This window comes from Bacillus proteolyticus (assembly GCF_001884065.1).
GTDB classification, from domain to species: domain Bacteria; phylum Bacillota; class Bacilli; order Bacillales; family Bacillaceae_G; genus Bacillus_A; species Bacillus_A proteolyticus.
Genome location: NZ_MACH01000101.1, coordinates 1 through 23,740 on the forward strand (window position 1 = coordinate 1; position 23,740 = coordinate 23,740).

General features: G+C 33.6%; 23 protein-coding genes and 2 pseudogenes. 21 read left to right on the forward strand and 4 right to left on the reverse strand.

The annotated features are described in order from the left end of the window. From BAQ49_RS18480 to BAQ49_RS18580, 20 genes and pseudogenes are all read left to right on the forward strand, one after another. Positions 1-237: DinB family protein (locus tag BAQ49_RS18480; protein ID WP_131802726.1), on the forward strand; the 237-nt coding region annotated here is incomplete at its 5' end. Between the two features lie 480 nt (positions 238-717). Beyond that, positions 718-1,023 carry an arsenical resistance operon transcriptional regulator ArsR gene (gene arsR, locus BAQ49_RS18485; RefSeq protein ID WP_000046016.1) on the forward strand — a complete coding sequence of 102 codons (306 nt, stop codon included), beginning with the start codon at positions 718-720 and terminating at the stop codon, positions 1,021-1,023. Positions 1,024-1,083: 60 nt separating this feature from the next. Beyond that, positions 1,084-1,521, forward strand: a complete 438-nt coding sequence (locus BAQ49_RS18490; protein WP_071746579.1) for an ArsI/CadI family heavy metal resistance metalloenzyme — start codon at positions 1,084-1,086, stop codon at positions 1,519-1,521. An 18-nt stretch (positions 1,522-1,539) separates the two neighbouring features. Next, a complete protein-coding gene (gene arsB, locus BAQ49_RS18495) occupies positions 1,540-2,586 on the forward strand; it encodes an ACR3 family arsenite efflux transporter (RefSeq protein WP_071746580.1) in 1,047 nt (348 codons plus the stop codon). 19 nt (positions 2,587-2,605) lie between these two features. Then, positions 2,606-3,010 carry an arsenate reductase (thioredoxin) gene (gene arsC / locus BAQ49_RS18500; RefSeq protein WP_071746581.1) on the forward strand — a complete coding sequence of 135 codons (405 nt, stop codon included), beginning with the start codon at positions 2,606-2,608 and terminating at the stop codon, positions 3,008-3,010. Between the two features lie 590 nt (positions 3,011-3,600). Then, positions 3,601-5,301 carry a molecular chaperone HscC gene (gene hscC / locus BAQ49_RS18505; protein WP_071746582.1) on the forward strand — a complete coding sequence of 567 codons (1,701 nt, stop codon included), beginning with the start codon at positions 3,601-3,603 and terminating at the stop codon, positions 5,299-5,301. Beyond that, positions 5,301-6,581 carry a J domain-containing protein gene (locus tag BAQ49_RS18510; protein WP_071746583.1) on the forward strand — a complete coding sequence of 427 codons (1,281 nt, stop codon included), beginning with the start codon at positions 5,301-5,303 and terminating at the stop codon, positions 6,579-6,581. Before hscC ends, BAQ49_RS18510 begins: the two co-directional genes overlap by 1 nt. 12 nt (positions 6,582-6,593) lie before the next feature. Next, on the forward strand, positions 6,594-7,271 hold the full coding sequence (locus BAQ49_RS18515; RefSeq protein WP_071746584.1) for a DUF1266 domain-containing protein: 678 nt from the start codon (positions 6,594-6,596) through the stop codon (positions 7,269-7,271). Between the two features lie 134 nt (positions 7,272-7,405). Then, positions 7,406-7,593 (forward strand): annotated as a pseudogene (locus BAQ49_RS18520) (low molecular weight phosphatase family protein); the annotation flags it as partial. 153 nt (positions 7,594-7,746) lie between these two features. After that, positions 7,747-8,586, forward strand: a complete 840-nt coding sequence (locus BAQ49_RS18525; protein ID WP_071746585.1) for a GNAT family N-acetyltransferase — start codon at positions 7,747-7,749, stop codon at positions 8,584-8,586. Between the two features lie 58 nt (positions 8,587-8,644). Next, positions 8,645-9,628 carry a phosphotransferase enzyme family protein gene (locus tag BAQ49_RS18530; RefSeq protein ID WP_071746586.1) on the forward strand — a complete coding sequence of 328 codons (984 nt, stop codon included), beginning with the start codon at positions 8,645-8,647 and terminating at the stop codon, positions 9,626-9,628. Positions 9,629-9,683: 55 nt separating this feature from the next. Continuing rightward, positions 9,684-10,283 (forward strand): DJ-1/PfpI family protein, encoded by a 600-nt coding sequence (locus BAQ49_RS18535; protein WP_071746587.1) that lies wholly within the window; start codon positions 9,684-9,686, stop codon positions 10,281-10,283. A gap of 558 nt (positions 10,284-10,841) precedes the next feature. Then, a complete protein-coding gene (locus tag BAQ49_RS18540; RefSeq protein WP_071746588.1) occupies positions 10,842-11,726 on the forward strand; it encodes an alpha/beta hydrolase in 885 nt (294 codons plus the stop codon). 195 nt (positions 11,727-11,921) lie between these two features. After that, entirely contained in the window at positions 11,922-12,833 is a 912-nt protein-coding gene (menA, locus tag BAQ49_RS18545) for a 1,4-dihydroxy-2-naphthoate polyprenyltransferase (RefSeq protein ID WP_071746589.1), read from the forward strand. Between the two features lie 265 nt (positions 12,834-13,098). After that, the gene (locus tag BAQ49_RS18550; RefSeq protein WP_071746590.1) at positions 13,099-13,287 is read left to right on the forward strand and encodes a hypothetical protein; all 189 of its coding nucleotides are present in this window, start codon (positions 13,099-13,101) and stop codon (positions 13,285-13,287) included. Between the two features lie 239 nt (positions 13,288-13,526). Continuing rightward, the gene (locus tag BAQ49_RS18555; protein WP_071746591.1) at positions 13,527-13,721 is read left to right on the forward strand and encodes a hypothetical protein; all 195 of its coding nucleotides are present in this window, start codon (positions 13,527-13,529) and stop codon (positions 13,719-13,721) included. A gap of 73 nt (positions 13,722-13,794) precedes the next feature. Beyond that, the gene (locus tag BAQ49_RS18560) at positions 13,795-14,001 is read left to right on the forward strand and encodes a helix-turn-helix domain-containing protein (RefSeq protein ID WP_071746592.1); all 207 of its coding nucleotides are present in this window, start codon (positions 13,795-13,797) and stop codon (positions 13,999-14,001) included. A 196-nt stretch (positions 14,002-14,197) separates the two neighbouring features. After that, positions 14,198-14,494, forward strand: coding sequence for a hypothetical protein (locus BAQ49_RS18565; RefSeq protein WP_002078426.1), 297 nt, complete (start codon positions 14,198-14,200; stop codon positions 14,492-14,494). Positions 14,495-15,078: 584 nt separating this feature from the next. Further along, positions 15,079-16,110, forward strand: coding sequence for a hypothetical protein (locus BAQ49_RS18575; RefSeq protein ID WP_071746593.1), 1,032 nt, complete (start codon positions 15,079-15,081; stop codon positions 16,108-16,110). Between the two features lie 587 nt (positions 16,111-16,697). Further along, positions 16,698-16,982 carry a hypothetical protein gene (locus tag BAQ49_RS18580; protein WP_071746594.1) on the forward strand — a complete coding sequence of 95 codons (285 nt, stop codon included), beginning with the start codon at positions 16,698-16,700 and terminating at the stop codon, positions 16,980-16,982. A 400-nt stretch (positions 16,983-17,382) separates the two neighbouring features. On the opposite strand, the gene BAQ49_RS18585 is transcribed toward BAQ49_RS18580, so the two are convergent. Together BAQ49_RS18585 and BAQ49_RS18590 are read right to left on the reverse strand one after the other, a co-directional pair. After that, entirely contained in the window at positions 17,383-18,018 is a 636-nt protein-coding gene (locus BAQ49_RS18585) for a lysozyme family protein (protein WP_071746595.1), read from the reverse strand. Positions 18,019-18,530: 512 nt separating this feature from the next. After that, on the reverse strand, positions 18,531-19,553 hold the full coding sequence (locus BAQ49_RS18590; protein ID WP_071746596.1) for a hypothetical protein: 1,023 nt from the start codon (positions 19,551-19,553) through the stop codon (positions 18,531-18,533). Between the two features lie 916 nt (positions 19,554-20,469). On the opposite strand from BAQ49_RS18590, the gene BAQ49_RS18595 reads away from it, so the two are divergent. Further along, a complete protein-coding gene (locus tag BAQ49_RS18595; RefSeq protein WP_071746597.1) occupies positions 20,470-21,849 on the forward strand; it encodes an aldehyde dehydrogenase in 1,380 nt (459 codons plus the stop codon). A 1-nt stretch (position 21,850) separates the two neighbouring features. On the opposite strand, the pseudogene BAQ49_RS18600 reads toward BAQ49_RS18595, so the two are convergent. Next, positions 21,851-21,964, reverse strand: a pseudogene (locus tag BAQ49_RS18600) (CDP-diacylglycerol--serine O-phosphatidyltransferase); the annotation flags it as partial. A 144-nt stretch (positions 21,965-22,108) separates the two neighbouring features. Then, positions 22,109-23,509 carry a zinc dependent phospholipase C family protein gene (locus BAQ49_RS18605; protein WP_071746598.1) on the reverse strand — a complete coding sequence of 467 codons (1,401 nt, stop codon included), beginning with the start codon at positions 23,507-23,509 and terminating at the stop codon, positions 22,109-22,111. Positions 23,510-23,740 lie beyond the last annotated feature (231 nt).

The following is a 23,740-nucleotide window of genomic DNA, read 5'->3' on the forward strand; positions in this document are numbered from 1 at the left end:
TTCGATCAGGAATTGTTCATGCCTCCTTTCGGAAGCTGGACAACCGCGCAATTGGCCGAAGACTACCGGGCCGTACGGCAATCAACGATCACATTGCTGCGCGGGCTACCGGCGGAGGCGTGGACCCGCAAGGGCACAGCCAACAACCTAAGCATTACGGCGCGCGCCCTCGCGTACGGCATCGCAGGACACGAACTTCATCACATGGGGGTTATCCGAAACCGGTACTTGAGTTAATCGTCGGCTGAGGCCTTTGGAATGGAACTAACACCTCTCATACAACCTTAGATACCGTTCTTATTGGGGTCCCGCCCCAGAACCATCAACTTAAGGATTTAGACTATTTTTGAAATTAAAAGCACGTTACTATTCTCTTATGTTAATGAGAAAGGGTGACGTGCTTTTTATGAATATGCACCAAAAACAAGAGTTATCTTTATTTGCCGAAGAGTTATATCGATTTTTTTCATTTGGGGGTATTTATTTTTCTTAGCTTGATGTTGATGGGGCACTACTCTATAATGGTCAAATTAAAATTTAAAACAGTTATAGAGACTCCATTCCTCGGAAATATTTTAACTATTAAGTTGTAAAAAGATATGATGCGAGGAAGGTTTTTATAAATCAAAAAAACTTGATGAATTAGTTGCATAAAGAACTAAACAGCATATATACTATAAACATCAAAAAAAATTGATGAAAGGAGAGTGAACTACAATGGCACAAGATTTTCAGTTATATGAGAAAAAATTTAAAGCGTTGGCGGATCAAAAGCGTTTAGAGATTATGTATGAACTTTGTCAGCGAGGCCAGACTTGTGTATGTGATTTAACAGAGATTTTTGAGATGACACAATCTAAGTTATCCTATCACTTGAAGATTTTATTAGAGGCCGGTTTAATTGTAAAAGAAACAAAAGGTACGTGGAGTTATTATGATTTAAATGACGCGGAAGTGAATAATTTATTATCAGAAGAATTGTGCTGTATCTTTAGAAAAACAGGAAAAGGTAGTTGTTGTTAAAATTTTGAGCTATTAATCAAAAAAAATTGATTAATGATATATAAAGAGGAGGAATAAGGTATGAGATATGTTCACGTCGGTATAAACGTTACGAATTTAGAGAAGTCTATTGAATTTTATGAAAAGGTATTCGGTGTATCACCAGTTAAGGTGAAAACGGATTATGCAAAATTTTTATTAGAAAACCCAGGTCTTAATTTCACGTTGAACGTGCGAGATGAAGTGAAGGGAAATCAAGTAAATCATTTTGGTTTCCAAGTGGATACAGCTGAAGAAATTACATTACATAAAGAAAGATTAGAAAAAGAGGGATTCTTTGCGCGTGATGAGATGGATACGACTTGTTGCTATGCGGTGCAAGATAAGTTTTGGGTAACGGATCCTGATGGTAACGAGTGGGAGTTCTTTTATACGAAAGCAGATAGTGATGTTCACAAAATAGAAGAGTCATCTTGTTGTACGACTTCAAATGAGGCAGCTAAAAATTCTTGTTGTTAATAGGAGATGGAAAATAAAATGAAACGTTTATCATTTCTAGACCGATATTTAACACTATGGATTTTTCTAGCGATGGCTGTTGGGATTGGTTTAGGGTTTGTATTCCCTAGTGTAGTAGATGGACTAAATGCATTACAAGTTGGTACGACGTCTATTCCGCTCGCTGTTGGTTTAATTGTAATGATGTATCCACCATTAGCGAAAGTTCGCTATGAGGAAATGGGCCGAGTATTTAAAGATGTAAAAGTGTTAGTGCTATCTTTAGTACAAAACTGGATTATTGGGCCGGTACTTATGTTTGTTTTAGCAATTATTTTTCTTCCTGATAAACCAGAATATATGGTCGGACTCATTATGATTGGGTTAGCCCGCTGCATTGCAATGGTAATTGTTTGGAACGATCTAGCTGATGGTGATAAAGAATATGCAGCAGGTTTAGTTGCTTTTAACTCGGTATTCCAAATGTTATTCTTCTCAGTTTATGCATACGTGTTTGTAACAGTAATCCCGGAATGGTTAGGAATTGAAGGAGCTATCGTTAGTATTACAATGGCAGAAGTGGCGAAATCAGTATTTATCTATTTAGGAATTCCTTTTATAGCAGGTATGTTGACACGTTTTGTACTAGTAAAGCTAAAAGGAAGACAGTGGTATGAAAAGGTCTTTATACCTAAAATCAGCCCACTTACATTAATTGCACTGCTATTTACGATTATTATTATGTTCTCTTTAAAAGGGGAAATGATTGTTAGCGTGCCATTAGATGTAGTAAGAATAGCAATTCCGTTATTCATTTATTTTATTGTGATGTTCTTTGTTTCTTTCTTTATGGGAAGAAAAATTGGTGCAAACTATCCGGTGACTACAACGTTAGCATTTACAGCAGGTAGTAATAACTTTGAGTTAGCGATTGCTGTAGCAGTTGGTGTGTTTGGTATTCATTCCGGTGCGGCATTCGCAGCTGTCATCGGACCGTTAGTTGAAGTGCCTGTAATGATTGCACTTGTAAACGTTGCTTTTTGGTTTAAGCGTAAATATTTTAATGACCAACCAATAAAAAGTTAAAACAAAGGTGGAAAACAACATGGAAAACAAAAAGACAATCTACTTTTTATGCACAGGAAATTCATGCCGAAGCCAAATGGCAGAAGCTTGGGGAAAACAATACTTAGGAGATAAGTGGAATGTATATTCTGCAGGAATCGAAGCACATGGTGTAAATCCAAATGCTATTAAAGCAATGAAAGAAGTAAATATCGACATAACAAATCAAACATCAGATATAATTGATGCAAACATTTTAAATAGTGCTGATTTAGTCGTTACGCTTTGTAGCCATGCAGATGCTGTCTGTCCATCTACTCCGCCGCATGTAAATCGTGTTCACTGGGGATTTGATGACCCAGCAGGAAAAGAGTGGTCTGAATTTCAACGTGTTCGCAATGAAATTGGAGAACGTATAAAGCGATTTTCTGAAACAGGGGAGTAAATAAAGGAAAGAGTCAATCTTCTATCGTATAGGAGATTGGCTTTTTTTATTATATATTTCATTGGTTTAAAACAACTATCAAAATGAATAGAGAATATTCTGTCATATTAATAAAGTTTAGAATAGAGCAGTTTCAGGAAGGCGGTTTAACGTATACATTACTTTTAGAGTGCACCTTACATGGTTTTTTGTTTATAAAATTTTGGTGGTGGGGGGATAGCGAATAGCGTTTACTCTCATTTTTTTGAGAACAGAGTGGAACGCAAAATATAAAATGTAATAAATTGTCCTACTGAGGTTACTCCTGTGGGTTTTTTGTAGTTAGGTGAAAGGGAGTCTAAGGGATGTAGAGAAGGTTGATTTGGAATGAAATTTAATTTCAAACCAACATAAAAATATTGAAATGACTGGAACTTTTAAACGATTTTATTTTAAAATAAACAACTTTTTTTATAACTTAACACAGTATTTCATTTAACTAGATTGAAATAGAATTTTTTTATTCTGAAAGTTTGATATTGTTAGTTTCTTACATACTTTTCCTATTTGTAACGGTATAGTAAAATATAGTAAAAAGAGAGGGGATTAGTATGGCGATAATTGGAATTGATTTAGGGACAACTAATAGTTTAGTAGCAACATGGTCGGAAAATGGTGCAACACTTATTCCTAATGTTTTAGGTGAATTCCTTACACCATCGGTAGTTAGTGTTGATGAGACGGGTGAAATTTTGGTCGGGCGTATTGCGAAGGAGAGACTAATTACTCATCCACAACTAACAGCGGCAACTTTTAAACGTTTTATAGGAACAGAGAAAAAATATGAACTAGGTACATATACTTTTTCATCTGAAGAACTCTCATCTTTTATTATTAAATCTTTGAAACAAGATGCAGAAGCGTATTTAAATGAAGAGGTTACCGGTACTGTAATTAGTGTCCCTGCCTATTTCAATGATACACAGAGAAAATCAACGAAACGTGCAGCGGAAATAGCTGGATTAACCGTAGAACGTCTCATTAGTGAACCAACGGCTGCAGCAATTGCTTATGGATTATACCAAGAAGAGTCAGAAACAAAATTTCTCGTATTTGATTTAGGGGGAGGAACTTTTGACGTTTCCATTTTGGAATTGTTTGAAGGGATAATGGATGTAAAATCTATTGCTGGTGATAATTATCTTGGTGGTGAAGATTTTACAAAAAGTTTAATGAGCTTTTTCCTGGAATCACATCAACTGGATCCAGATTCACTTGATTCTAAAACATTATCATTAATTTATACACAAGCAGAACGTTGTAAGCTTGCTCTGTGTGATGAGTCAGCTGCGACTATGAATGTTGTGATTCATAATCAAACATATGAAACGAGCATAAATAGAGGTGAATTCGAAAAAATTGTAACACCACTACTGTTACGTCTTCGTTATCCAATTGAACGTGCCCTTCGCGATGCTTCGTTAAACCCGAAGGATTTAGATGCTGTAATTTTAATTGGTGGGGCTACAAGAATGCCACTTGTGAAATCTGTTATATCTAAAATGTTTGGGCGTATGCCTTATGCAAACATAAATCCTGATGAAACAGTTGCTTTAGGTGCCGCGATTCAAGTTGCCTTGAAAGAACGAAATAAGGCGTTAGAAGAAGTGATTTTAACCGATGTCTGTCCATATTCTTTAGGAACAAGTGTCGTTCAAGAATTTGGAGATGGTAAGACAGAGTCTGGTTACTTCTTCCCAATTATAGAGAGAAATACACCTATTCCTGTAAGTAAAGTGGAGCGACTATATACAGTAAAGGATAGACAACAATTTATCATTATTGATGTATATCAGGGAGAAAACCGCATGGTAGTAAACAATTTGAAACTAGGTGAACTCAAAATTAAAATTCCTCCCGCTCCCGTTGGAAATGAATCGGTTGATATTCGCTATACATACGATATTAACGGCATTCTCGAAGTTGAGGTAATAAGTACGTCAACTGGAGAAAAGAAAAGAACGATCATTCAGCAAAACGCTGGAAATCTTACAGATGAAGAAATAGAAAAGAGGCTTTTAGAGTTAAGAGATATTAAAATTCATCCGAGAGATAGAGAAGAAAATCGACTTCTTCTTGCAAAGTGTGAACGACTTTACGAAGAATTGCTGGGCGATGAACGTAAAAAGATTTCTATATTACTACAACAATTCGAGAGCGTGCTTACAACACAAAATGATAAAAAGATTAAAGAAGCTTCTAGTATATTAAAAGAACATATTGAAAGTATGGAAAGGTGGGCAAATCGCTAATGAGTATTTGGGATACGTTGGAGATTGAACCTACTGACAATATTTCGGTGATTAAAAAAGCCTATGCAAAACTTTTAAAAATACATCATCCAGAAGAGGATCCAGAAGGATATCAACGATTAAGAGAAGCGTTTGATCAGGCAGTAAAAAGTGCGAAAAATATGAAAGATAAGCCGTCGATTCAAATAGATGAAATTACCGCTCCTGATAGGGAACTTGCAATTTCTCCATGGACTGACAGTGATGCGGAAATTGCTACTACTACAATCGCTGAGCATCCAGTTTATACATTCATGGAAAGTGTTGAAACGCTTTATGATAATTTCTTTGCACGGATAGAGCAGGGAAATTGGGAAGAAATATTGCGTTCAGACGTGATATGGGATGTTCAATATGCAGCAGCACTACAAGATCAGTTAATTGAATTCTTCTTATATCATTATCACTTCCCACATTCGATTTGGGAATTAATCGATCAAGTATTTCGATTCAGTGAACAAAAAGATGATTTAGTAAATGAATACGGAGAAGAAACAATCCAATTTTTATTAGAAAGAATTAGCGGCGAAAAAGAAATGCGTTATGATATTTTGGAAAAAAATGATGATTTAGATTTTGAGTTGTATTTTTATGTACGAGAAGAAATTCAAAGGAAACTGATAGCGAATGAACTAGAAGATGTAAAAGAAGAATTGGATCGTGCGTTTGCAATGTATCAAAGGGACCCCGAATTATTACGTATGCAAGGTATTTATTATTTACGTATAGATAATAAGGAGAAGGCATTACAGGCATTTAGCGATATTGTGTCTATTGATAAAAACGATCCAGATGCATTATTATATCGTGCCCGTATTCAGTATAATCTTGGTCAATTTCACGATGCTATCAAAGATTGTGAACATCTTCTTTCTATCCATCCAGAGCATATGGATGCGATGCTGATGATGACAAAATGTTTAGAAAAAATAGGAGAAATAGAGAAAGCTGAAAAAATAGTGCAAGATGCCCTGAAAATAGATATAACCCGTGTTGAGTTTTTCTCATACGTCAATACATTCTTTGCAAAAGGTGGAAAGAAAGCACCTAAACAAAAGATAACAAAGGCTCATATATTTGGGTGGATATTCTGGTATAGTGGCTTATTTTTAAGTCGTACTTGGGTGTATTTCTTATTCTTTATACTTGCTACTGTAACGCGATTACCTTTCAAGTATATTCTTTTTCTTCCAATCGTTTGGGAATTATGGAAGTTTTATAGATTGAAAATCAAATTTTAAGGAGGAGCTTAGGTGTTCGTTTCAAGAAAGCAAAAGCAGATAGAACAATATTTTCGATGCCTGTCTACAATTTGTATAGATAGTTATTTTCTTGTTCATTATTTTACAAAATATGAATCTACATTTATAAGAGACCGTATACTTGGTAAAAGGTTTTTGAAAAGACAATTAAGGGAATTTGATTGTAACGACTCAGCACAATTAAAAGAAAAGATTGAATGGTTATTAGAAGAAGGGACACGCCAAGAATTTCACACTATACACAATCAATTAACTCCTCTTTCAGAAGCAGGGCGAAAGCTGTCACTTACGAGTCAGTCAAGCAATGAAAAAATCTACATTGTGAATTACTCATTGCATATGTTACCGGATGCTGGGATTGCTGCATTTGATTATGCACAGTGTATTTATTTAAGTCGAATTGGTAATAGATTAGGTTATTTATCTAAAAAAGAAGCAGAACATTATATGATACAAGCGGCAAAACTTGCTCAAAAATCCTATTCAGATTGGAAAGAGTATTTTTTAGCTTATCATATCGGTTGCCATTTTAATAAATCGGACATAAAGTTCACGAATGTGGATAAATATAATTTTACTTACCCACAGAGTATGTTTAGAGTTAGAGATTCTTACCTGAATACAATTGCATGGGAAAATGACCTCCTTACAGATTTGAATGAAGGATAATTTTTGAGGGGGAATCTTACAACTAGACCGGATTATATTAGAATTGTTGATACATAATACTTCACCAAATGAAGAATTAGCAATATAGTCGTTTGAAAATCTAAGTTTAGTTCTATAATAGGTCCCAATTGTGGACCTTAGAAATACTTGATAAAAACGTTCTTTGGAATTATGCGGACTCCATGTATTTGCCTACTCCTTCACATGTGAATCTATTCATTGGAGATTTAACGCTTCAGTAGGTAAAGAGTGGTCTGAATTTCAACGTGTTCGCGATGAAATCGGAGAACGGATTAAACGATTTTCTGAAACAGGTGAGTAAATAAAGGAAAGAGTCAATCTTCTATCGTATAGGGGAATTGGCTCTTTTTTATTATATATTTCATTGTTAAAAACAACTATTAAAACGAATAGAGAATATTCTGTCATAGTGGTAAAGTTAGAATAGAGGAGTTCCAGGAAGGTGGTTTAACATATGATTTCTGAATTAAACAAGAATGATTTTTATAAATGTACCGGTTTAGTAAATGAAAAAGGGCAATTAGAAGTAAAAGCTGTCATTGCAGGAGTGAACCCTGGTCGTATATTTGTAGATAACATCTATTCTCCTAATTCTGGGCTTATATGGTTAGGTAATAACGATGGCTTCTTTTTTATAGGAAGTGCAGAAAATGAAAAGTTTAATAAAGAAATTAATAGTTTTATTAATAATGTAATAGAACCTGAGGCGAGAAAGGTTGAACTAAATTGCTTTGAAGGAATCGGCAATCATTCAAAGTGGAATAAAACAATTGAAAAAATATTTCAGCATCGTAAATTAAAGAGTTGGAATCAAAGAGTGTATACGATTAAAAAAGAAGACTATGAAGATAATTATGAACCTAAAATTGAGTTAGGGTATACAGTATTGAAAATAAGTAAAAGCCTCTATGAAAATCATGAAAATCATGAAAATTCATTGAAGAACATTGAATTTTTAAAATCAAAAATTTTAGAGTTTTGGTCCTCACCAGATGAATTTTTTACTGAGGGAATAGGCTATTGCATTACTTATGACAATATGATCATAAGTGTTTGTTTTTCAGGATTCGTCTTTGAAAATATACATTGTATAGATATTGAAACAATAGAAGGTCATCAGGGAAGAAAATTAGCCCAAAAGATAACTCATAGTTTTGTAAGAGAGTGTTTGGAGAATAACATCATTCCATATTGGGACTGTATGGAATTGAACAAGCCTTCTGTGGCTGTTGTAGAAAATGTAGGGTTTGCAAATGTGTTTAATTATGTAGGGTATTATTTTCCATTTGAGTAACTTAGACGTATTTTACAAACCTATCAACTTAAAAGGTTTTATATGAAAGGAGAATAGGGTGAAACACATAATAAAAGACGTATTAATGAATTATTTTAAAGAAATTCATTCAATAGCAGTGGAGGAAGAATTACATAAGGATAGTTGGAATACCGATCTACACTATAAAATTATGGTGAATGGAAAGCGATATTCAGCAAGATTTATGAATAGCACTCGAACAATCAATCCTGCCTTTGGGACGTTATCAAATGAACAATTGAAAGAGCAGGTACGGTATACGTATTATTTACGCGAGCAGGGGATTCCTTTTATGCAAATTAACAAGAATAGGGCAGGAGAGTCATTTACATTTGTCACCTGGAATGATGAACAATACCGATTTGTATTGTCTAATTGGATTGAAGGAGAACATATTACACATTGTACAGAAAATATTGCAGAAGCCTTTGGAACGGAAGCAAGAAAGATCCATGATATTTCTAGTACATTTCAAAGCTCGATTTTTCAAAAGAAATCTCATTTAGATGGGTATGCCCAGTTTCTTAATATGTTAGAAAGTAAGGCAAGCGCATGTAAGGAATTACGGGAGTATATAGATCTTGCTAAATATCATATAGAATACGCACATACGAGTGACTTAGAGTTTATCGTACAAACAGATTTAAATCCTTTGAATGTTTTATGGGACTCAAGCCAACAGGTAAAAGGATTTGTAGATTTTGAATCTATTAGTTATGTAGACCGCATTGAAGGATTAGCTTTTTTAATAAAGTGGTATTCTCGAACAAAAGGAATACATTCGCATGAGGTGTGTGCGAGAGTTGCTAGTTCATTTTTAGAAGGGTATAAGGCTAATAATATTTTAACTTTAAATGATTATAAAAGACTTTCTTCATTACTATGGCTATCTGGTAGTTTGAATTGGAATTTTGTGAAGAAAACGCTAAGTATAATAAGTGATGAGAGGGAATTAGAAAAACATTTGGAAGCTTATAGAGTGAGGGGGGAAAAAATATCTTCATTGTTAATTTGTAGATAACATTTATTCTCCTAATTTCGGATTCAAAAAAGAAACCATATGAGGTGTTCTAAAAATGAAAATACAAATTGTATTGTTTGATGGCTTCGGAGAGCTTGTCTCTTTCGCACCGTTTGAGGTACTCAAAAGAGCGATAGAAGAAGGGGCTTCATTTACGGTTGAATTCGTTTCAAGTGAACCAAAGCAAGAAGTTACTACTTCGTTTGGAGCTACGGTTAAACTAAATGATTTTTTACGAATGGATAATCGCCCAGATTTGTTAATTGTACCTGGTGGTGGCTGGAATCATAAAGTCGAACATGGCGCACGAAAGCAAGCAGAGATTAGTACCTTGACCGAAATGATTAAAGGGATGCACAAGGAAGGAACAATTGTTGCTGGAGTTTGCACAGGAGGTATGCTACTAGCTGCCTCAGGTATATTGAATGGTCGAAAGGCGACGACGCACTATTTGGCACAGGATGAAATGAGTGAATACGGTGCAGAACTTCTTCGTTACAGAATTGTGGATCAAGGCGATATTATTACTGCAAGGGGAGTTACTTCAGGAATCGATTTAGGTCTTTGGATTACTGAAAAGTTCGCAAGCTCCAAAATTGCAGCTGCTGTTGAATATAGAATGGAATATGAAAGGCGAGGGGTTGTTTGGAAGTAATTTTTTATTCGCTGAATCATATTTTTTGCTGTAGAGCGTATTAGATATTTTAAAAGAGAAAGAGCCAACTTAATACAAGTAGGCTCTTTCTTCTATGTATGAACTTTCTATGGTTAATAATTTGGCTGAATATAACCTAATTTTATCCCGCTATTTGCCGGGCAGTAAGACCCCCACCTCACAATTCAGTGAATGCAAAGAAGTTAGGTGGGAGCCGGGCTGCCCGTAAACGCCCGATTGGTGAGGGCTGAATAAAGTTTCACTTTATTCCCTTTGTGACAGCGTCTAAAGAGGATGAAACAATAGTACAAGAATCACGAATCATATAATTATTAAACTATATTAATTTCATAGGCGTGAAGATGTAGTCTAACCATTAACTTAAATGAATTCGCATCGATATACATGAAGTTAAGCGTTTGGTACTTTCTAACTCTCGTATTCTATAAAAATCATTTGCGAAAAAGGGATTTGGATAATTTTGTTGAATTTATTTATTCTGAAAAAACAATTTTGAATTGGAACTAATTTACATCTAATAATTAGAGGAGATTAAAAATGAATCACTTTTTTGTAGAATTTGGTGAATACCAAGCAAGTGTTTGTGAATGGGGAGATAAAAGTAAACCTCAAATCATTTGTTTTCATGGTTTAGGAAGTACAAAATTAAGTTTTATAGAAATAGCGGAACTTTTAAAGGATAAATATCATATTGTATCATTTGATCTACCTGGACATGGGAAAACACCAAGTTTTAAGAAGGATGAAGATTACGGTGCATTCCATTTAACAAATTGGGTAGTAGCATTACTGGAGCAGATAGGAAAAGAAACATTTCATATATTAGCACATTCATGGGGAGCAAGCGTTGCACTTCACTATGCAGCAGAATGTCCAGAAAAAGTTAATAAAATGATTTTGTTAGATGGTGGTTATCATCATGGTAAAATGAATGCAGATTATTTTGCGAAGCTATATAAAGATTCGAAAGAAGGGGAGTGTCCACCGCGATCATTAGAAGAAGAAATCAATCATTATGAAAAAGATTTTGATGAATATATTTTTGACAATAAAGAAGCATTCATCCAATCAGAAAAAATGGTTTATAGCAGATGGTCACCATTAATAGAACGTGCGGTTTATGATTTAATGCGAGAAGAAGATAGTAAAGTGAAATGGCATGCTACTGGCGATACCGCTCGAAGTGTAATTAAGTTTCAATATACGGTGTATAAAACATTGAAATCTCATGAAATTAAAAGCGATATTTTATTATTGTATTGTGATCTTCCAGATAATTATTTAGAAATAAGAGAATTGCAAATTGCGGAATTTAAGAAGTATATTGATATTACAACTAAGCTTTATAAAGATACAGGACATTTAATGCACTGGCATAGACCAGAAGAGATTACTGAGGATGTTTTAAATTGGTTCATATAAAAAAGGTCCGTTGTTCGAATGTGAGCAACGGGCCTTTTGTTGAAAAACTTAATTCAAGAGTGATAGGGGGACAAGCAAGAGCATTACAGTTCTATCACCAATCCTTTTTTTGATATAATAGATGTACAGCAGAAAATAGATAGAAAGATACTGCTAGTAATTTATACTTAAAATGTAGGGAGATTGAACAGAGTTATGGGGAATGAAAAAGAAATTAGTTCCGCTAAATTAATATGGAAGATGACGAGGCCACATACATTAACGGCGACGTTTTCTCCTGTAATTTTAGGGACAGTGGCATCACTTTATGTTGCCGAAATTGATTGGCTTTTATTTATTGCGATGATGGTTGCATGTTTAGCATTGCAAATAGCAACGAATTTATTTAATGAGTACTATGATTTCAAACGTGGATTAGATACTGCTGATTCTGTTGGAATTGGTGGTGGAATTGTCCGTCATGGATTGAAACCAAAAAATGTGTTAACAGTTGCGCTTTTATTGTATGTAGTAGCAGCATTCATTGGCATTTATATTTGTATGAATAGCAGCTGGTGGTTAGTCGTTATCGGTTTAATTGGGATGGCGGTTGGCTATTTATATACAGGTGGTCCATTACCAATTGCGTACACTCCGTTTGGAGAATTAGTTTCTGGATTGCTAATGGGAACATGTTTCGTAATCATTGCTTTCTTTATTCAAACGAATACTATAACGATTGAAAGTGTATTGATTTCCGTTCCAATTGGAATTTTAGTCGGTGCAATCAACATGTCGAATAACATCCGAGATATCGAAGAAGATATTAAAGGTGGAAGAAAGACATTGGTAATCCTCCTTGGGAGAGAGAAAGCTGTAGTAACACTAGCTGTAGCCTTTTTCATTGCTTATTTATGGATTACCGTAATTGTATTGATGGGTTATATAAGCCCTTGGGCATTAGTTATGTTCCTAGGTTTGAAAAAGCCAATCTCTGCAATTCGAAGTTTCCAAAAAGGGGAAAAGGATCCCGGGTATATGCGCATAGCAATGAAATCAACAGCGATGACAAATACGATTTTTGGCTTCTTATTATCAGCAGGATTATTAATCAGTTATCTGTTTTAAATAAAAACTATTGTTAAGTGACTAAACCTCAAATTCTCGATTTTAATATAGAGAAATCATATGAGGTGAAACCCGAAGCATCATACTTATTTGTTGAAGAGTACCTAATGGCGGGTGCTCTTTTAAATTTGAATAAAATGGACATTTGAATTGAAATATACACTTAAACTAAGTTGATAAATATTTGTAACCCCTTTCGTTGATTTAATTCTAGATGTATATTTGATATGAACATATATAAATTTCATTAGGGGTATAAGTGAAGATGCGAGAAAAAGAACGCTTAAAGCAATGGAGAGCAGATCTACAACAAATTATTTTGGAGAAGTCTAAAGAGAAAAGAAAGAAAATGAAAAATAAAAAATATAGCATTCCTGGCAATACAGCTGACTTCATGAATGGCAAGAATACTTATCGTAAAGAGAATGGGGTATGGAAGCAAAGAAATAAATAATGTGAGAATAAATGAGTTTGATTAAGTGTATAGCAATTATCGTAGGCGCTACCGCGTGATCTGGGTGGCGTCTTGTTTGTTGTTAAGGAAAGATAAGGGGTGAAATAGATTTGAGACTTAAAGATTAGATAATAATATTATTAATTTAAAATGCAGAAAATAGACTAGTAAACAAGCTGTTTTTGTTTTTTAGCATAGAATATGAGGAATCCAAGAGTTAAGAGGAGGTAATCATATTTATGGGATGTAATTGTAATTTCAGACATTGCAGAGATTGTAATAGATTTTGGGATGATTTAATGTTCTGTAGACGCAGACATAGAGATTGTGATGACCGTCGTTGTAGACGTGACCGCGACTGTGATTGTGATGAATGTCGTCGTAAACGTAATCATGATCGTGACTGTGATTGTGATAAGCGTAAGGATTGGTAAAGTCCTTTGAATGAGTGCGTTTCTTCACAGCACTCTTTTTTGTTTATGGGTTTTCTAAATTTATACTTATTAAATGCCTGAAATGGAACGTGAAGTAATTAATGAACGTGTTATTAGTGGTGTAGCTGCTGCGAAGGCAAGAGGAAGAGAAGGCGGTAGAAAGAAGGCTCATACTCCTCAACAAATTCAAGGCATGATGGAAATGCTTGCTTCTGGTAAAACGAAAGTAGAAGTATGTGAGATGTTTGATGTTGCTCGTGCAACCCTGTATGTGTACTGAAACAGGAGTTAGTCGTACTGTTTTGTACGAAATAGCAAAAGAAAAAGGAATAGTTTAATTTACTTTAAAGTAGCAAATCCGCTGCTTTTTTATTTTATCAAATAAATTGTTTTTGAAAAGAAATGAAATAGGGGTTTGCCTTAAACATTTATTATTAATCAAGAATATAAGTATAGAAACAGGTCTAATTTTTGTAATGGTGGAGGGGATTGTTGTGGACATAACTCAAAGTGTGGCAAGAATAGTGGTTAATGGGAAAGACCTTCCGTTCACTTCAGTTCAAACCTCTGCATGGAATCATGGACCTGTAAATGATTTAATCGTTTCGACGAATCAGAGAGTGAATGAGCTTTATCAATTCATGTGGTCACAAGTACCAGTTACGATCTCGGTGTATTTTCTTCAAGGGGCGGACTTAATGAGATTCGCTAGGATTGCTGGAATTAATGAACGTGTAACGGGAGAATATATATATCATTTCATTTGGGGATAAGGAGAATTCAAAGTAGCTTAACAGCTGCTTTTTTATTTTGAATAGAAAAAGGAACCATAATAGGCTCCTTAATTCGATTCAGAAGTTGTGTAGTTTTTCTTGATGATATCTTTTATTTTGATAATTAAGGATATAAGGAATCAAGCACCTAGGATACCGTTTACCTAGTAATATGTATTCCTGGATGTAAATTCATTATAAAAGGAATCGATATTATAATATACTAAGCCTGCTGACTATGGGATGGTCGGGTACAAATGTTAATGTTTTTCCTATTAATTTTTCTTTTATCCGCTTATAACCATTTGTTTTATTGAATAAAGAAAGTAATTTCTCTGAAATCCGTTTATTAGTAGACAGTTTTTTTTCATTCCGCATTGTTGGTACATAGTTCTGTCCGAAAGCACCTCCTAACATTGATAATTCAAGTGTTAACGGAAAAAAGGGAAGTCTAAAAGATACAGAAAATAAGAAACCTTCAAATCAAGAAGGTAGCTGAGTAGTAATATTTTTCTATCCAAATATTACTATTTTTTATTTTTCATGCTATGATTGATATGTTAATGAGTTGAAAGGGTGATTTTATGAAGTTTGGTAAAATAGGATTAGTTGTTGCAGCAAGTTTAAGTCTTTTCGCTTTATCTGCGTGTGGAAAATCTGCAAAAGAAACCGTTGTTTCTTCAACAGAAAACATTTTGAATGCAAAACAAATGGAATCAAGCGGTTCAATTTCTTTTAAATTCGATTCTAATGCGAAAGATATGGAAACAGAAGATAAAGCGGCAATTGATATGTTAAAAAACATATCATTTACAGTTGATTCAAAAACAGATAAAGATGCAAAAAAAGATGAAATAACAATTGGTGCAAATATTAAAACAGATGGAATGAAAATGGATATATCGATTCCAATGTTTATGGATGAAGGGAAAAAGGCTTTATATGTAAAAGCGAATAATGTAAAATCACTATTACAATTAGCTGGCGTTCCTGGTGATAGTTTTTCTACTCTAGAAGGAAAAGTTATCAAAATGGATATGAAAGATTTAGGGGAAGTAGATACAAAAGAATCTGTGGAAATCCAAGAGAAAGTGCAGAAAGCGTTATTAGATGCAATCAAAGCACTTCCTGAAGACAAATTTACAAAAGAAAAAGATGTATATACTGTGAAATTAACAGGTAAAGATTTAAAAACAGTGATTGAAAAGGTATTTGATGAAATGTCTACAATGAAAAACTTCACTGGAACAAAACAAGAAATTGCAGACTTTAAGGAAAAATTAAAAGATGCAAATCTTGATAAATCATCTGTTTCTTTAATTTATACAATGGATGGAACAACGATTAAAAAACAAGATGCAGCAATTCATGTCGAAGCAGAAAATTCTAAAGACGAAAAAGAAACAATTAAATTTGATATGAATATTAATTCTGATATTAAATCTATCGATAAGCCTATCAAATTCACATTCGATACTTCTGAAAAGAACATTGTCCCAATGGATGAGTTGCAAAAAATGATTGGTGAATTTATGAATCAATCTATGAGGTATGATGACATGGATGGCGGGGAAGTAACTCCTGTTCAACCAGCTCCAACAGAACCTGCAGTATAAAAAGGCCCCCTTAGAAGGGCATAGCCACATTGCTATCAAACTAACAAAACAAAATACAAAAAATACGCTATTCTTTCTGTAGAATTATAGGAAAGGGTGGCGTTTTTGTATGTCTATTTCTGTATCTGATGAATTACAATTATTTTCACATCACGCTTCAAAAGAAAAAAGTGAGGAGAAAACTCACTTTAATTTATCTTATTCCTGACTTCTATCACCTGTACGTCATGAATGATTTACTAATACGTTTCATTTATTTTACACTTCACTTTATATACATCATTCATTGCTTTCGGGGATGACGACACAACGTGTACGGTTGTTTTCCAAGATTGGTACGTGCTCAGATCCTAGTATAAGTGTTTACAATCTTAGTATGAGCAAATGTGACCGGTTTAATAAAATAGATAAATTTTTTCGAATAGCCTAACAATCTAGTTGCGTAATAGGGGAAGGGATAAGAGTTAAAGGAAAAAATCGGTAAGGTTCTCCTAAAGGTCGGCTTGGTTTTAAGCTGATCTTTTAAATTTGTCCCTTAAGTCGACGATTATTTATATGGTATTCTGGAGGAAAGGGGATGAGGTTATATGGATGTGACGAAAGAAATTGAAAAGATTTTTGTTGATAGTGAAGAACTTTCATTTATTGAAGCTAAAACTTTGAATTATCAGGAGCAAATGTCTACTGCAGATGGGTTTATTATTAGAACTGACGAAAGAGTTAAAAAGTACTATGATGCTCTTTGGTCACGAGAACAGTTATTAGTAGAGGTTCACTACGGGGATGGTTCACTTAACTACAAGCTTACTAATATTATAGCTGTCAAAGATGGCATGAATGGACAATACGAATATCATTTCTTTGGTGGATAGGGGAGTATCTCTTGAATTAGTTCAGTGAATCTGAAATTGGGACACAATATGAATTTAAAAAGGGTAAAACAAAAAATGAGTTGGAACTGGAATTAGTTCAAGAAAACATTCCATCAGAGTAATAAAGATTAATATCCCCTTCAAAGAACCTATTAAGTGCATCTTACATTTCCATCAACTTAAGGATATAAAACAACTCCAAAAAGTAAAAAAACGTTATTCTTTCTAGATAAGATAAATTTGAAAGAATAACGTTTTTGTTATATCAATCCAAACTTATCTTAGCCAAATGGGTATGTAATCATACTATTTTTGGAATACGAGGATTAATACGACCTAATTTAATAGATTTCTTACACGTAACTTTAAGTTCTTGCATTAAAACCTTTCGAATTATATTTTAAATTTTTTTTTGGAGAAGTTCTTCAATAAGTTTTGTTTTTTCATTCACCTTTGTTGTATATGTGAAATCACCATAACAATATGGATACCTAAAATTTTGTTTATTTCCACCACAAGTGTATATGTCTGGATTCTGATCAACTTTCATCTTAGAAAACTTTTTAGCCGAATCGTCTGAGTGTCGTTTAGCCTCTTGACTGGAAATAAAATCAATATACCCTGGTCCCATATTATAGCTTTGAATAATTGTATCCATGCTAACACCTTTTTCTGTTCCATATTTGTACATTTGAGCAAAGTGCTTTACCCCTTGTTTAATGCTCAAGTTTATCTCTTGAATTTCATTTGGCTTTAATCCAAGTGATTCAGAGGACTGCATGGGGTCGTTGCCCTCACCTCTACTCTCTTGGTACATAATTCCTAACAAAAGTGCTGTTTTCTCTCCTAAATTATATTTTTCTAATTCTTTTTTCATAATGGGCTCATATTGCAATAAACGTTCTTCGGTAGCGAGCGCTTTATTTCTATGAATATTAGTTTTATGATTAAAATATAGTATCCCAATGATTGTTCCTAAACCTAAAATACTAATAAAAAACAATATAATAACTTGTTTTTTACTCTTATTCTTCATATATTACTCCTCCTTGTATAAAAAATTGCATTTTCAATGGTGGTTGGTTATTTATAAAAGATGCAATAATCACCTTTTCTCCTTCTTTTTTAGACTCGAAATCTTTTCTTTTAGATGTAAAGTTTAATATAAAATTTTAAAGATAAGGTAAAGATAAGATAAAAATAAAATAAAGTTCATTTATTAGAGTAATTTAAAAGGATATTGGTATAAAGGGGAGATTAACAGACCATGTCTAGGATTCAAATTATTTATCTCCTACCTTGCTATATAGTAAACTGTCAAAAATGATAACAAAATAGAGTTTTATTATCATTTCTTCAATTCAAAAACAAGCCGAAACATTCACATCCAGATGTAAATGTTTCGGCTTGTTCTTAGGTAGTCAACGAAGTATGTAAGTATATCCATACCAGAATACTACTTTATATAAAATGAACTTGATAAGGTGTATTATGTAACTTTGAAATAAAGTTTGATAAACAAAATTCAAAGCTACAGATATCTCATTTTTAATTAGTTTTTGCTTTTTTTAATTCAACTTGTTTTTCAATTTCCTTATCTGATTCATCACTCATTTCAAACTTATACATATGAATAAAGTATTTCTTTGTGTTTGGATCATATTCGACTCTTACCGTGACATCTTTTTGCGGATCCTCGTTCAAATATCCGTTAAATATTGCTTCATGAACTTTATACGATAAAGGGTTTGCTTTATTATTGGAATTCGTATTCTTATTAAATGTCTGCTTTACGATTGTTAAATTCAAATTAAAATCTTCTTTTAAATATTCCACTGCCTTTAATTCCGCTCTATTACGAATTAATGTATCTTCTTCAGCGCTCAGGGATTCCTTCTTTTCCTTTTCTTCAGCCTTTTGGTTATTTTTTAATATATTCATTGCATTTGCATTTTCTTTTGAATCTAAATCTACTATCCATTTTTTATCTTTGTAGTATGTCTCGATAGTAGATGTACAGCTATATCCACTGATTTGCTTTTCTTTTCCTTTATCACAATTTACTAATTCATATCTAATGTTTAACTTCGGATGAGCAGGGCTTCCTGCACTTTCATTCCAATCTAGCATACTATCTTTAAACATATCTGTAATCTTAATAGGACCATTCTTTTTTTCAACCGCTGCTTTTACTTTTTCTACAATTTGTTGTTTTTCTACTTGTTCTTTAAATATGTAGTTTTTTTCATGATGTCCATAAATTAATAAAGGGGCCTGTAAAGTAATCCATAATACCACCCAAGATAGAGCATAGTAACTTAACATTCGCTTTACAGAGAATATACGGAGCAAGACAAGCGCTAAACCAATATATACCAATGGAATACCGATATAAAGAATTGGAATTGTAAAAATAAATGTAAAAGCTGTCATTAAAAGTATGCCGTAGAGTAAATTATTATATTGGGGAATCCCCATACTATAAGCTCCTAAAATTAAAAGCCAAATATAACTTGTTGAAACGAGGAAAGCAACTGCATAAAATCTCTTACTTTTTTTGTTTTCTTCCATTTTTTCACCATCTTTTCAAGAATAAAACACTATCATGTAGTGTAACATAATAGATCTATAATAAAATATTTATTTTGAAAATAAGACGTTTTGAGAAAATATATTTTATAATGAACCTGTAGTAAAACATGTACATTCCAGATGTATAATAGGGGGAGGTAATACATTTCACTTATCAAACCGTTACATTTGAATAAGTGAAATTAATCATATGAAGCGATGAATCGTGTAGAACATAAACATGAAAACGATTCATATTAGACTTTACAGGAATCTTGATGCACTTCACAATCAAACACAACACAATAATAAAGGAGAGAAGCCATGACTTGTTTTTAAGAGCCAAAGACGTCGTATATATGCGCTAAAATAGAAGCTATTATAGCATCCTAATCCAAAATATAAAAATAAATTTCTGAACGGTGCTTATCCGTTGGGTTCATCAGAAATCGATAGATTCATACAAAAACGCCTTCCTTCCTAATAATACTTCTACAAAAAGAATAGTATTTCAGCCCCTTATTCAATAAAATAAAGCCGATGATACCTTAGTGTAGGGAAAATCGGCTTTTTTCATGGCGAAATTTGCTTAGCGTATGTTTTCAGCGTTTTGTTGGTGGGGCCCCATCGCTATCAAGCTAGTAAGACAAAATCCCCCCTGAAATGACAAAAGACGTTATTCTTTCTGAGAAACCATAGGAAAGGATAATGTCTTTTTTCTTTATAGATAGTGGTTTTATAATGATGTGGCGTTGTCTCCCCGTGTAAACATAAGTATCACACACCTTGTATATTAGCTGCTTATTGAGAATATAATTTCAGTGCACATTATTAGAAATTTATAGTATGTTTTAAAATACTCTCTACAATTGATGTGCATAGTATATGAATTTTTTTCTATTGGAGGGATTTTATAATGGCTGATAATGTGCAACAACTGATTCAAGAGCATAGACAATTTTTCCATCATGATCATACGAGAAGTCTTCAATTCCGACTTAAGCAGTTGAAAAAATTGAAAAATTCTATTCGAAAATATGAAAAACAAGTGCTGAGCGCATTATTTCAAGATTTACACAAAAGTGAGTTTGAATCATATGCTGCCGAAGTTGGTTTCGCATATAACAGTATCAATTTTATAATGAAATACCTAAAACAATGGATGAAACCTCAAAAAGTAAAAACACCTATTCATCTTGCACCTTCCAAAAGTTACATAATAAAAGAGCCATATGGTACAGTGCTAATTGTTGGCCCTTTTAATTATCCATTCCAATCATTAATTGAACCTCTTATCGGGGCAATTGCGGCAGGAAATTGTGTAGTTCTCAAACCTTCAGAAAATGCACCAAATGTTTCAGCTGTAATGAACAAAATAATAAGTGAAACGTTTGATAAGCAATATATTCGTGTTATTGAAGGAGATAGAGAAATAACTTCTTTATTGATTCATGCACCATTTGACCATATTTTTTTTACTGGTAGCATTCAAGTTGGAAAAATTGTCATGGAAGCAGCAGCGAAAAATCTTGTACCAGTAACATTAGAACTGGGGGGGAAAGGACCAACTATTGTCGATGACACTGCTAACCTTGATATAGCGGCCAAACGTATTATCTGGGGAAAGTTCATAAATGCTGGACAATCCTGTATTGCACCTGATTATGTTATTGTGCATAAATCTATCAAGGCAAAACTGATTTCAAAAATGAAAGAAATTATTACTAGCTTTTATGGCTCAGATGTATCAAAAAGCAATGATTATGGTCGAATTATCAATGAGAGACAATTTGATAGGCTTATTTCTATATTAGAACAAGACCAAAATTATATAATATTTGGCGGAAATTCATCTAGAAGTCATTTATATATTGAACCAACACTTCTTGAAGTAAAATCGTGGGATGCTGCAGCTATGAAAGAAGAAATTTTCGGGCCGATTTTACCAATTATGGAGTACAATGCTTTAGATGATGTCATTCATATGATTAACAACCATCCCAAACCGTTAGCTTTGTATGTATTTACTAAAAATAAAAATGTTGAAAAACAAATACTAGGACGAACTTCTTTTGGGGGAGGATGCGTCAATGATACAATGTCACATATGGCTAATCTACACTTGCCTTTTGGCGGAGTAGGAACTGCGGGGTTCGGTGCCTATCATGGTAAACATAGTTTTGATACTTTTACACATCGTAAAAGCATTTTAAAGAAATGCTCAAGTATAGACTTAGGGATTGTATTTCCGCCGTATAGGGACAAAATTAAAATTTTACAAAAGATTTTCAAGTGATTATGGAGGCTACTCCCAAGTAGTCACTCATATTCATGGTAATTGAAAAAACACCGCACAATAAATTTCCAATCGCAAATAAATTCGGTACAGCTTTTACCATCTGATTGAACAAGGTTGTTCCCCCTAAGTTGATCAAACTGTTTCCGTTCTTAAGTAGATGGGCATGTATGGTGATCCCACATCCAACAACTTAAGAAAAGCAAATACCTCAAAACAAAAAACACACTCGTTCTGATTAGGAACGAGTGTGTTTAGGTTATCTGAAAGGTACAAACTTCCATGAGCTAGGTTTTTGTGTTTTTTCACCTAGTACAATCCAACTTTTCTCTGCATTTATATTCTCATAATTTAATGGATAACCATCTGTAAAAATATTATATTCTGTAGGATTATTCGGGTTAATTTGAATTTTAAAGTCAGCCAAACTATCAGATTTCTCAGCAAGGTGAACCCAACTAGAATATTTGGACCAATTTAAATATTGATATTGATCATAATTAGAATGCTTCATGCGAAGGTATACGCTTTCACCGTGGTGTAGCTTTGCATCATTATCTTTGTAAAATACAAATTCCATAGGTGTACCAGATTGTATATCATTCTTTTTATTTGCAAGTAAAACATAATCGTAACGATTTACTACATACCATTCAAACGTTAGACCTTGAAAAGGAGATTCATTTGGTACGATATAATAGTTTTTCCCTGCTTCTATAACATTTCCTGCTATATCATAGATTTGTGCAGTTTCTAAACTTGGAGCTTGCACATTTTTAGTAAACGTTTTAAACCAAAGATTTAGGAAACCTGCTGTATTACGCTGAGATTCTCCTAAGCTTCGCTGCACAGCTGGGGTAACCATTTCTTGCCACAATTGCGCCTTACCGCTATTGTAATACTTAAATGTTTTATCATTAGCGATATTTTGAATTTCAGGTTTAGCTACTCGGGCTGCATAATCAATCCATTCTTCAGGTGTAGATAGAGAGTCGTTATAATTCCCTCCAGTATTAACTGCAAATTGATCTTGAATGGTTGTAACATAATTTTCAAAATAGCTATGATATTTTATAGCTCTCGTATCAATTGCAGTAAAATTTGCTGCATGCATAGGTTGGGTAGCATCTGTAAAGTAGTGCGTGGCTACTCCTAAGTAATAGAAAGCTTTTTCATAGTCTTTATTTCGTAAATGTTCTCCAGATTCATAAAAGTATTTCTTGCCTTGTGTAAGAGCCGTTGGATTTGTTTCTCCTCTATAATTTTCTTTAGTATCAGGATCATAAAAATGAGATTTCCATCCGCCTTTAAAAACACCGCCTATTCCTGTTCCGCCATCGTTAAACTCTGCATTATAATCTGCATCATATAATCCTTTAGAAAATAGATCTTTATATTGCGGATAATTTAAAAAGTCCACAGCCTGCTTATTTGCTTCAACATTAGATTCTGTTTTCATAATTTCAATAGCTTGTTTTGCAATCCATAAATGTGTACTTTTATCAGAATGATACGGAGCTTCTGCAGACCATCCTGCAGCAATAGGATCATTCTCAGTTAAATCAATTTGATCGAGATGAGCATAGCTACTTTGAGGAGATACTCCTAAAATAGTTAAAGTCACTCCAGCTATACATAGTGTTGATGCGAATTTTTTCATTTTTTTATTTCCTTTCTAAATATTAAGATTCTTATGCAAATTTTCATCATATTAACGTAATATCAACAGGTAAATATCTCTAATAAAAGTGCGGTTAGCAAAGGCTAACTGCTTAATATTTCTCTTAAAGGGATACCGCCACATCGATCAACTTAAAAGTTTTAACGAATTTACCGAAAGAATTCTCCTTCCTCAAGCGTGTGAAGGGCGATAGCCCAACGGTAGGTGGGA

Excerpts from the sequence above, each read along its gene's own strand:
- BAQ49_RS18510 (WP_071746583.1), top strand. The coding sequence starts at position 5,301 with ATGAGTATTTGGGATACGTTGGAGATTGAACCTACTGACAATATTTCG.
- BAQ49_RS18535 (WP_071746587.1), top strand. The coding sequence starts at position 9,684 with ATGAAAATACAAATTGTATTGTTTGATGGCTTCGGAGAGCTTGTCTCT.
- BAQ49_RS18580 (WP_071746594.1), top strand. The coding sequence starts at position 16,698 with ATGGATGTGACGAAAGAAATTGAAAAGATTTTTGTTGATAGTGAAGAA.
- BAQ49_RS18560 (WP_071746592.1), top strand. The coding sequence starts at position 13,795 with ATGCCTGAAATGGAACGTGAAGTAATTAATGAACGTGTTATTAGTGGT.
- arsR (WP_000046016.1), top strand. The coding sequence starts at position 718 with ATGGCACAAGATTTTCAGTTATATGAGAAAAAATTTAAAGCGTTGGCG.
- BAQ49_RS18550 (WP_071746590.1), top strand. The coding sequence starts at position 13,099 with ATGCGAGAAAAAGAACGCTTAAAGCAATGGAGAGCAGATCTACAACAA.
- BAQ49_RS18555 (WP_071746591.1), top strand. The coding sequence starts at position 13,527 with ATGGGATGTAATTGTAATTTCAGACATTGCAGAGATTGTAATAGATTT.
- BAQ49_RS18540 (WP_071746588.1), top strand. The coding sequence starts at position 10,842 with ATGAATCACTTTTTTGTAGAATTTGGTGAATACCAAGCAAGTGTTTGT.
- menA (WP_071746589.1), top strand. The coding sequence starts at position 11,922 with ATGGGGAATGAAAAAGAAATTAGTTCCGCTAAATTAATATGGAAGATG.
- BAQ49_RS18525 (WP_071746585.1), top strand. The coding sequence starts at position 7,747 with ATGATTTCTGAATTAAACAAGAATGATTTTTATAAATGTACCGGTTTA.
- BAQ49_RS18595 (WP_071746597.1), top strand. The coding sequence starts at position 20,470 with ATGGCTGATAATGTGCAACAACTGATTCAAGAGCATAGACAATTTTTC.
- BAQ49_RS18605 (WP_071746598.1), bottom strand. The coding sequence starts at position 23,509 with ATGAAAAAATTCGCATCAACACTATGTATAGCTGGAGTGACTTTAACT.
- BAQ49_RS18565 (WP_002078426.1), top strand. The coding sequence starts at position 14,198 with ATGGTGGAGGGGATTGTTGTGGACATAACTCAAAGTGTGGCAAGAATA.
- arsB (WP_071746580.1), top strand. The coding sequence starts at position 1,540 with ATGAAACGTTTATCATTTCTAGACCGATATTTAACACTATGGATTTTT.
- BAQ49_RS18585 (WP_071746595.1), bottom strand. The coding sequence starts at position 18,018 with ATGAAGAATAAGAGTAAAAAACAAGTTATTATATTGTTTTTTATTAGT.
- arsC (WP_071746581.1), top strand. The coding sequence starts at position 2,606 with ATGGAAAACAAAAAGACAATCTACTTTTTATGCACAGGAAATTCATGC.
- BAQ49_RS18490 (WP_071746579.1), top strand. The coding sequence starts at position 1,084 with ATGAGATATGTTCACGTCGGTATAAACGTTACGAATTTAGAGAAGTCT.
- BAQ49_RS18575 (WP_071746593.1), top strand. The coding sequence starts at position 15,079 with ATGAAGTTTGGTAAAATAGGATTAGTTGTTGCAGCAAGTTTAAGTCTT.
- hscC (WP_071746582.1), top strand. The coding sequence starts at position 3,601 with ATGGCGATAATTGGAATTGATTTAGGGACAACTAATAGTTTAGTAGCA.
- BAQ49_RS18590 (WP_071746596.1), bottom strand. The coding sequence starts at position 19,553 with ATGGAAGAAAACAAAAAAAGTAAGAGATTTTATGCAGTTGCTTTCCTC.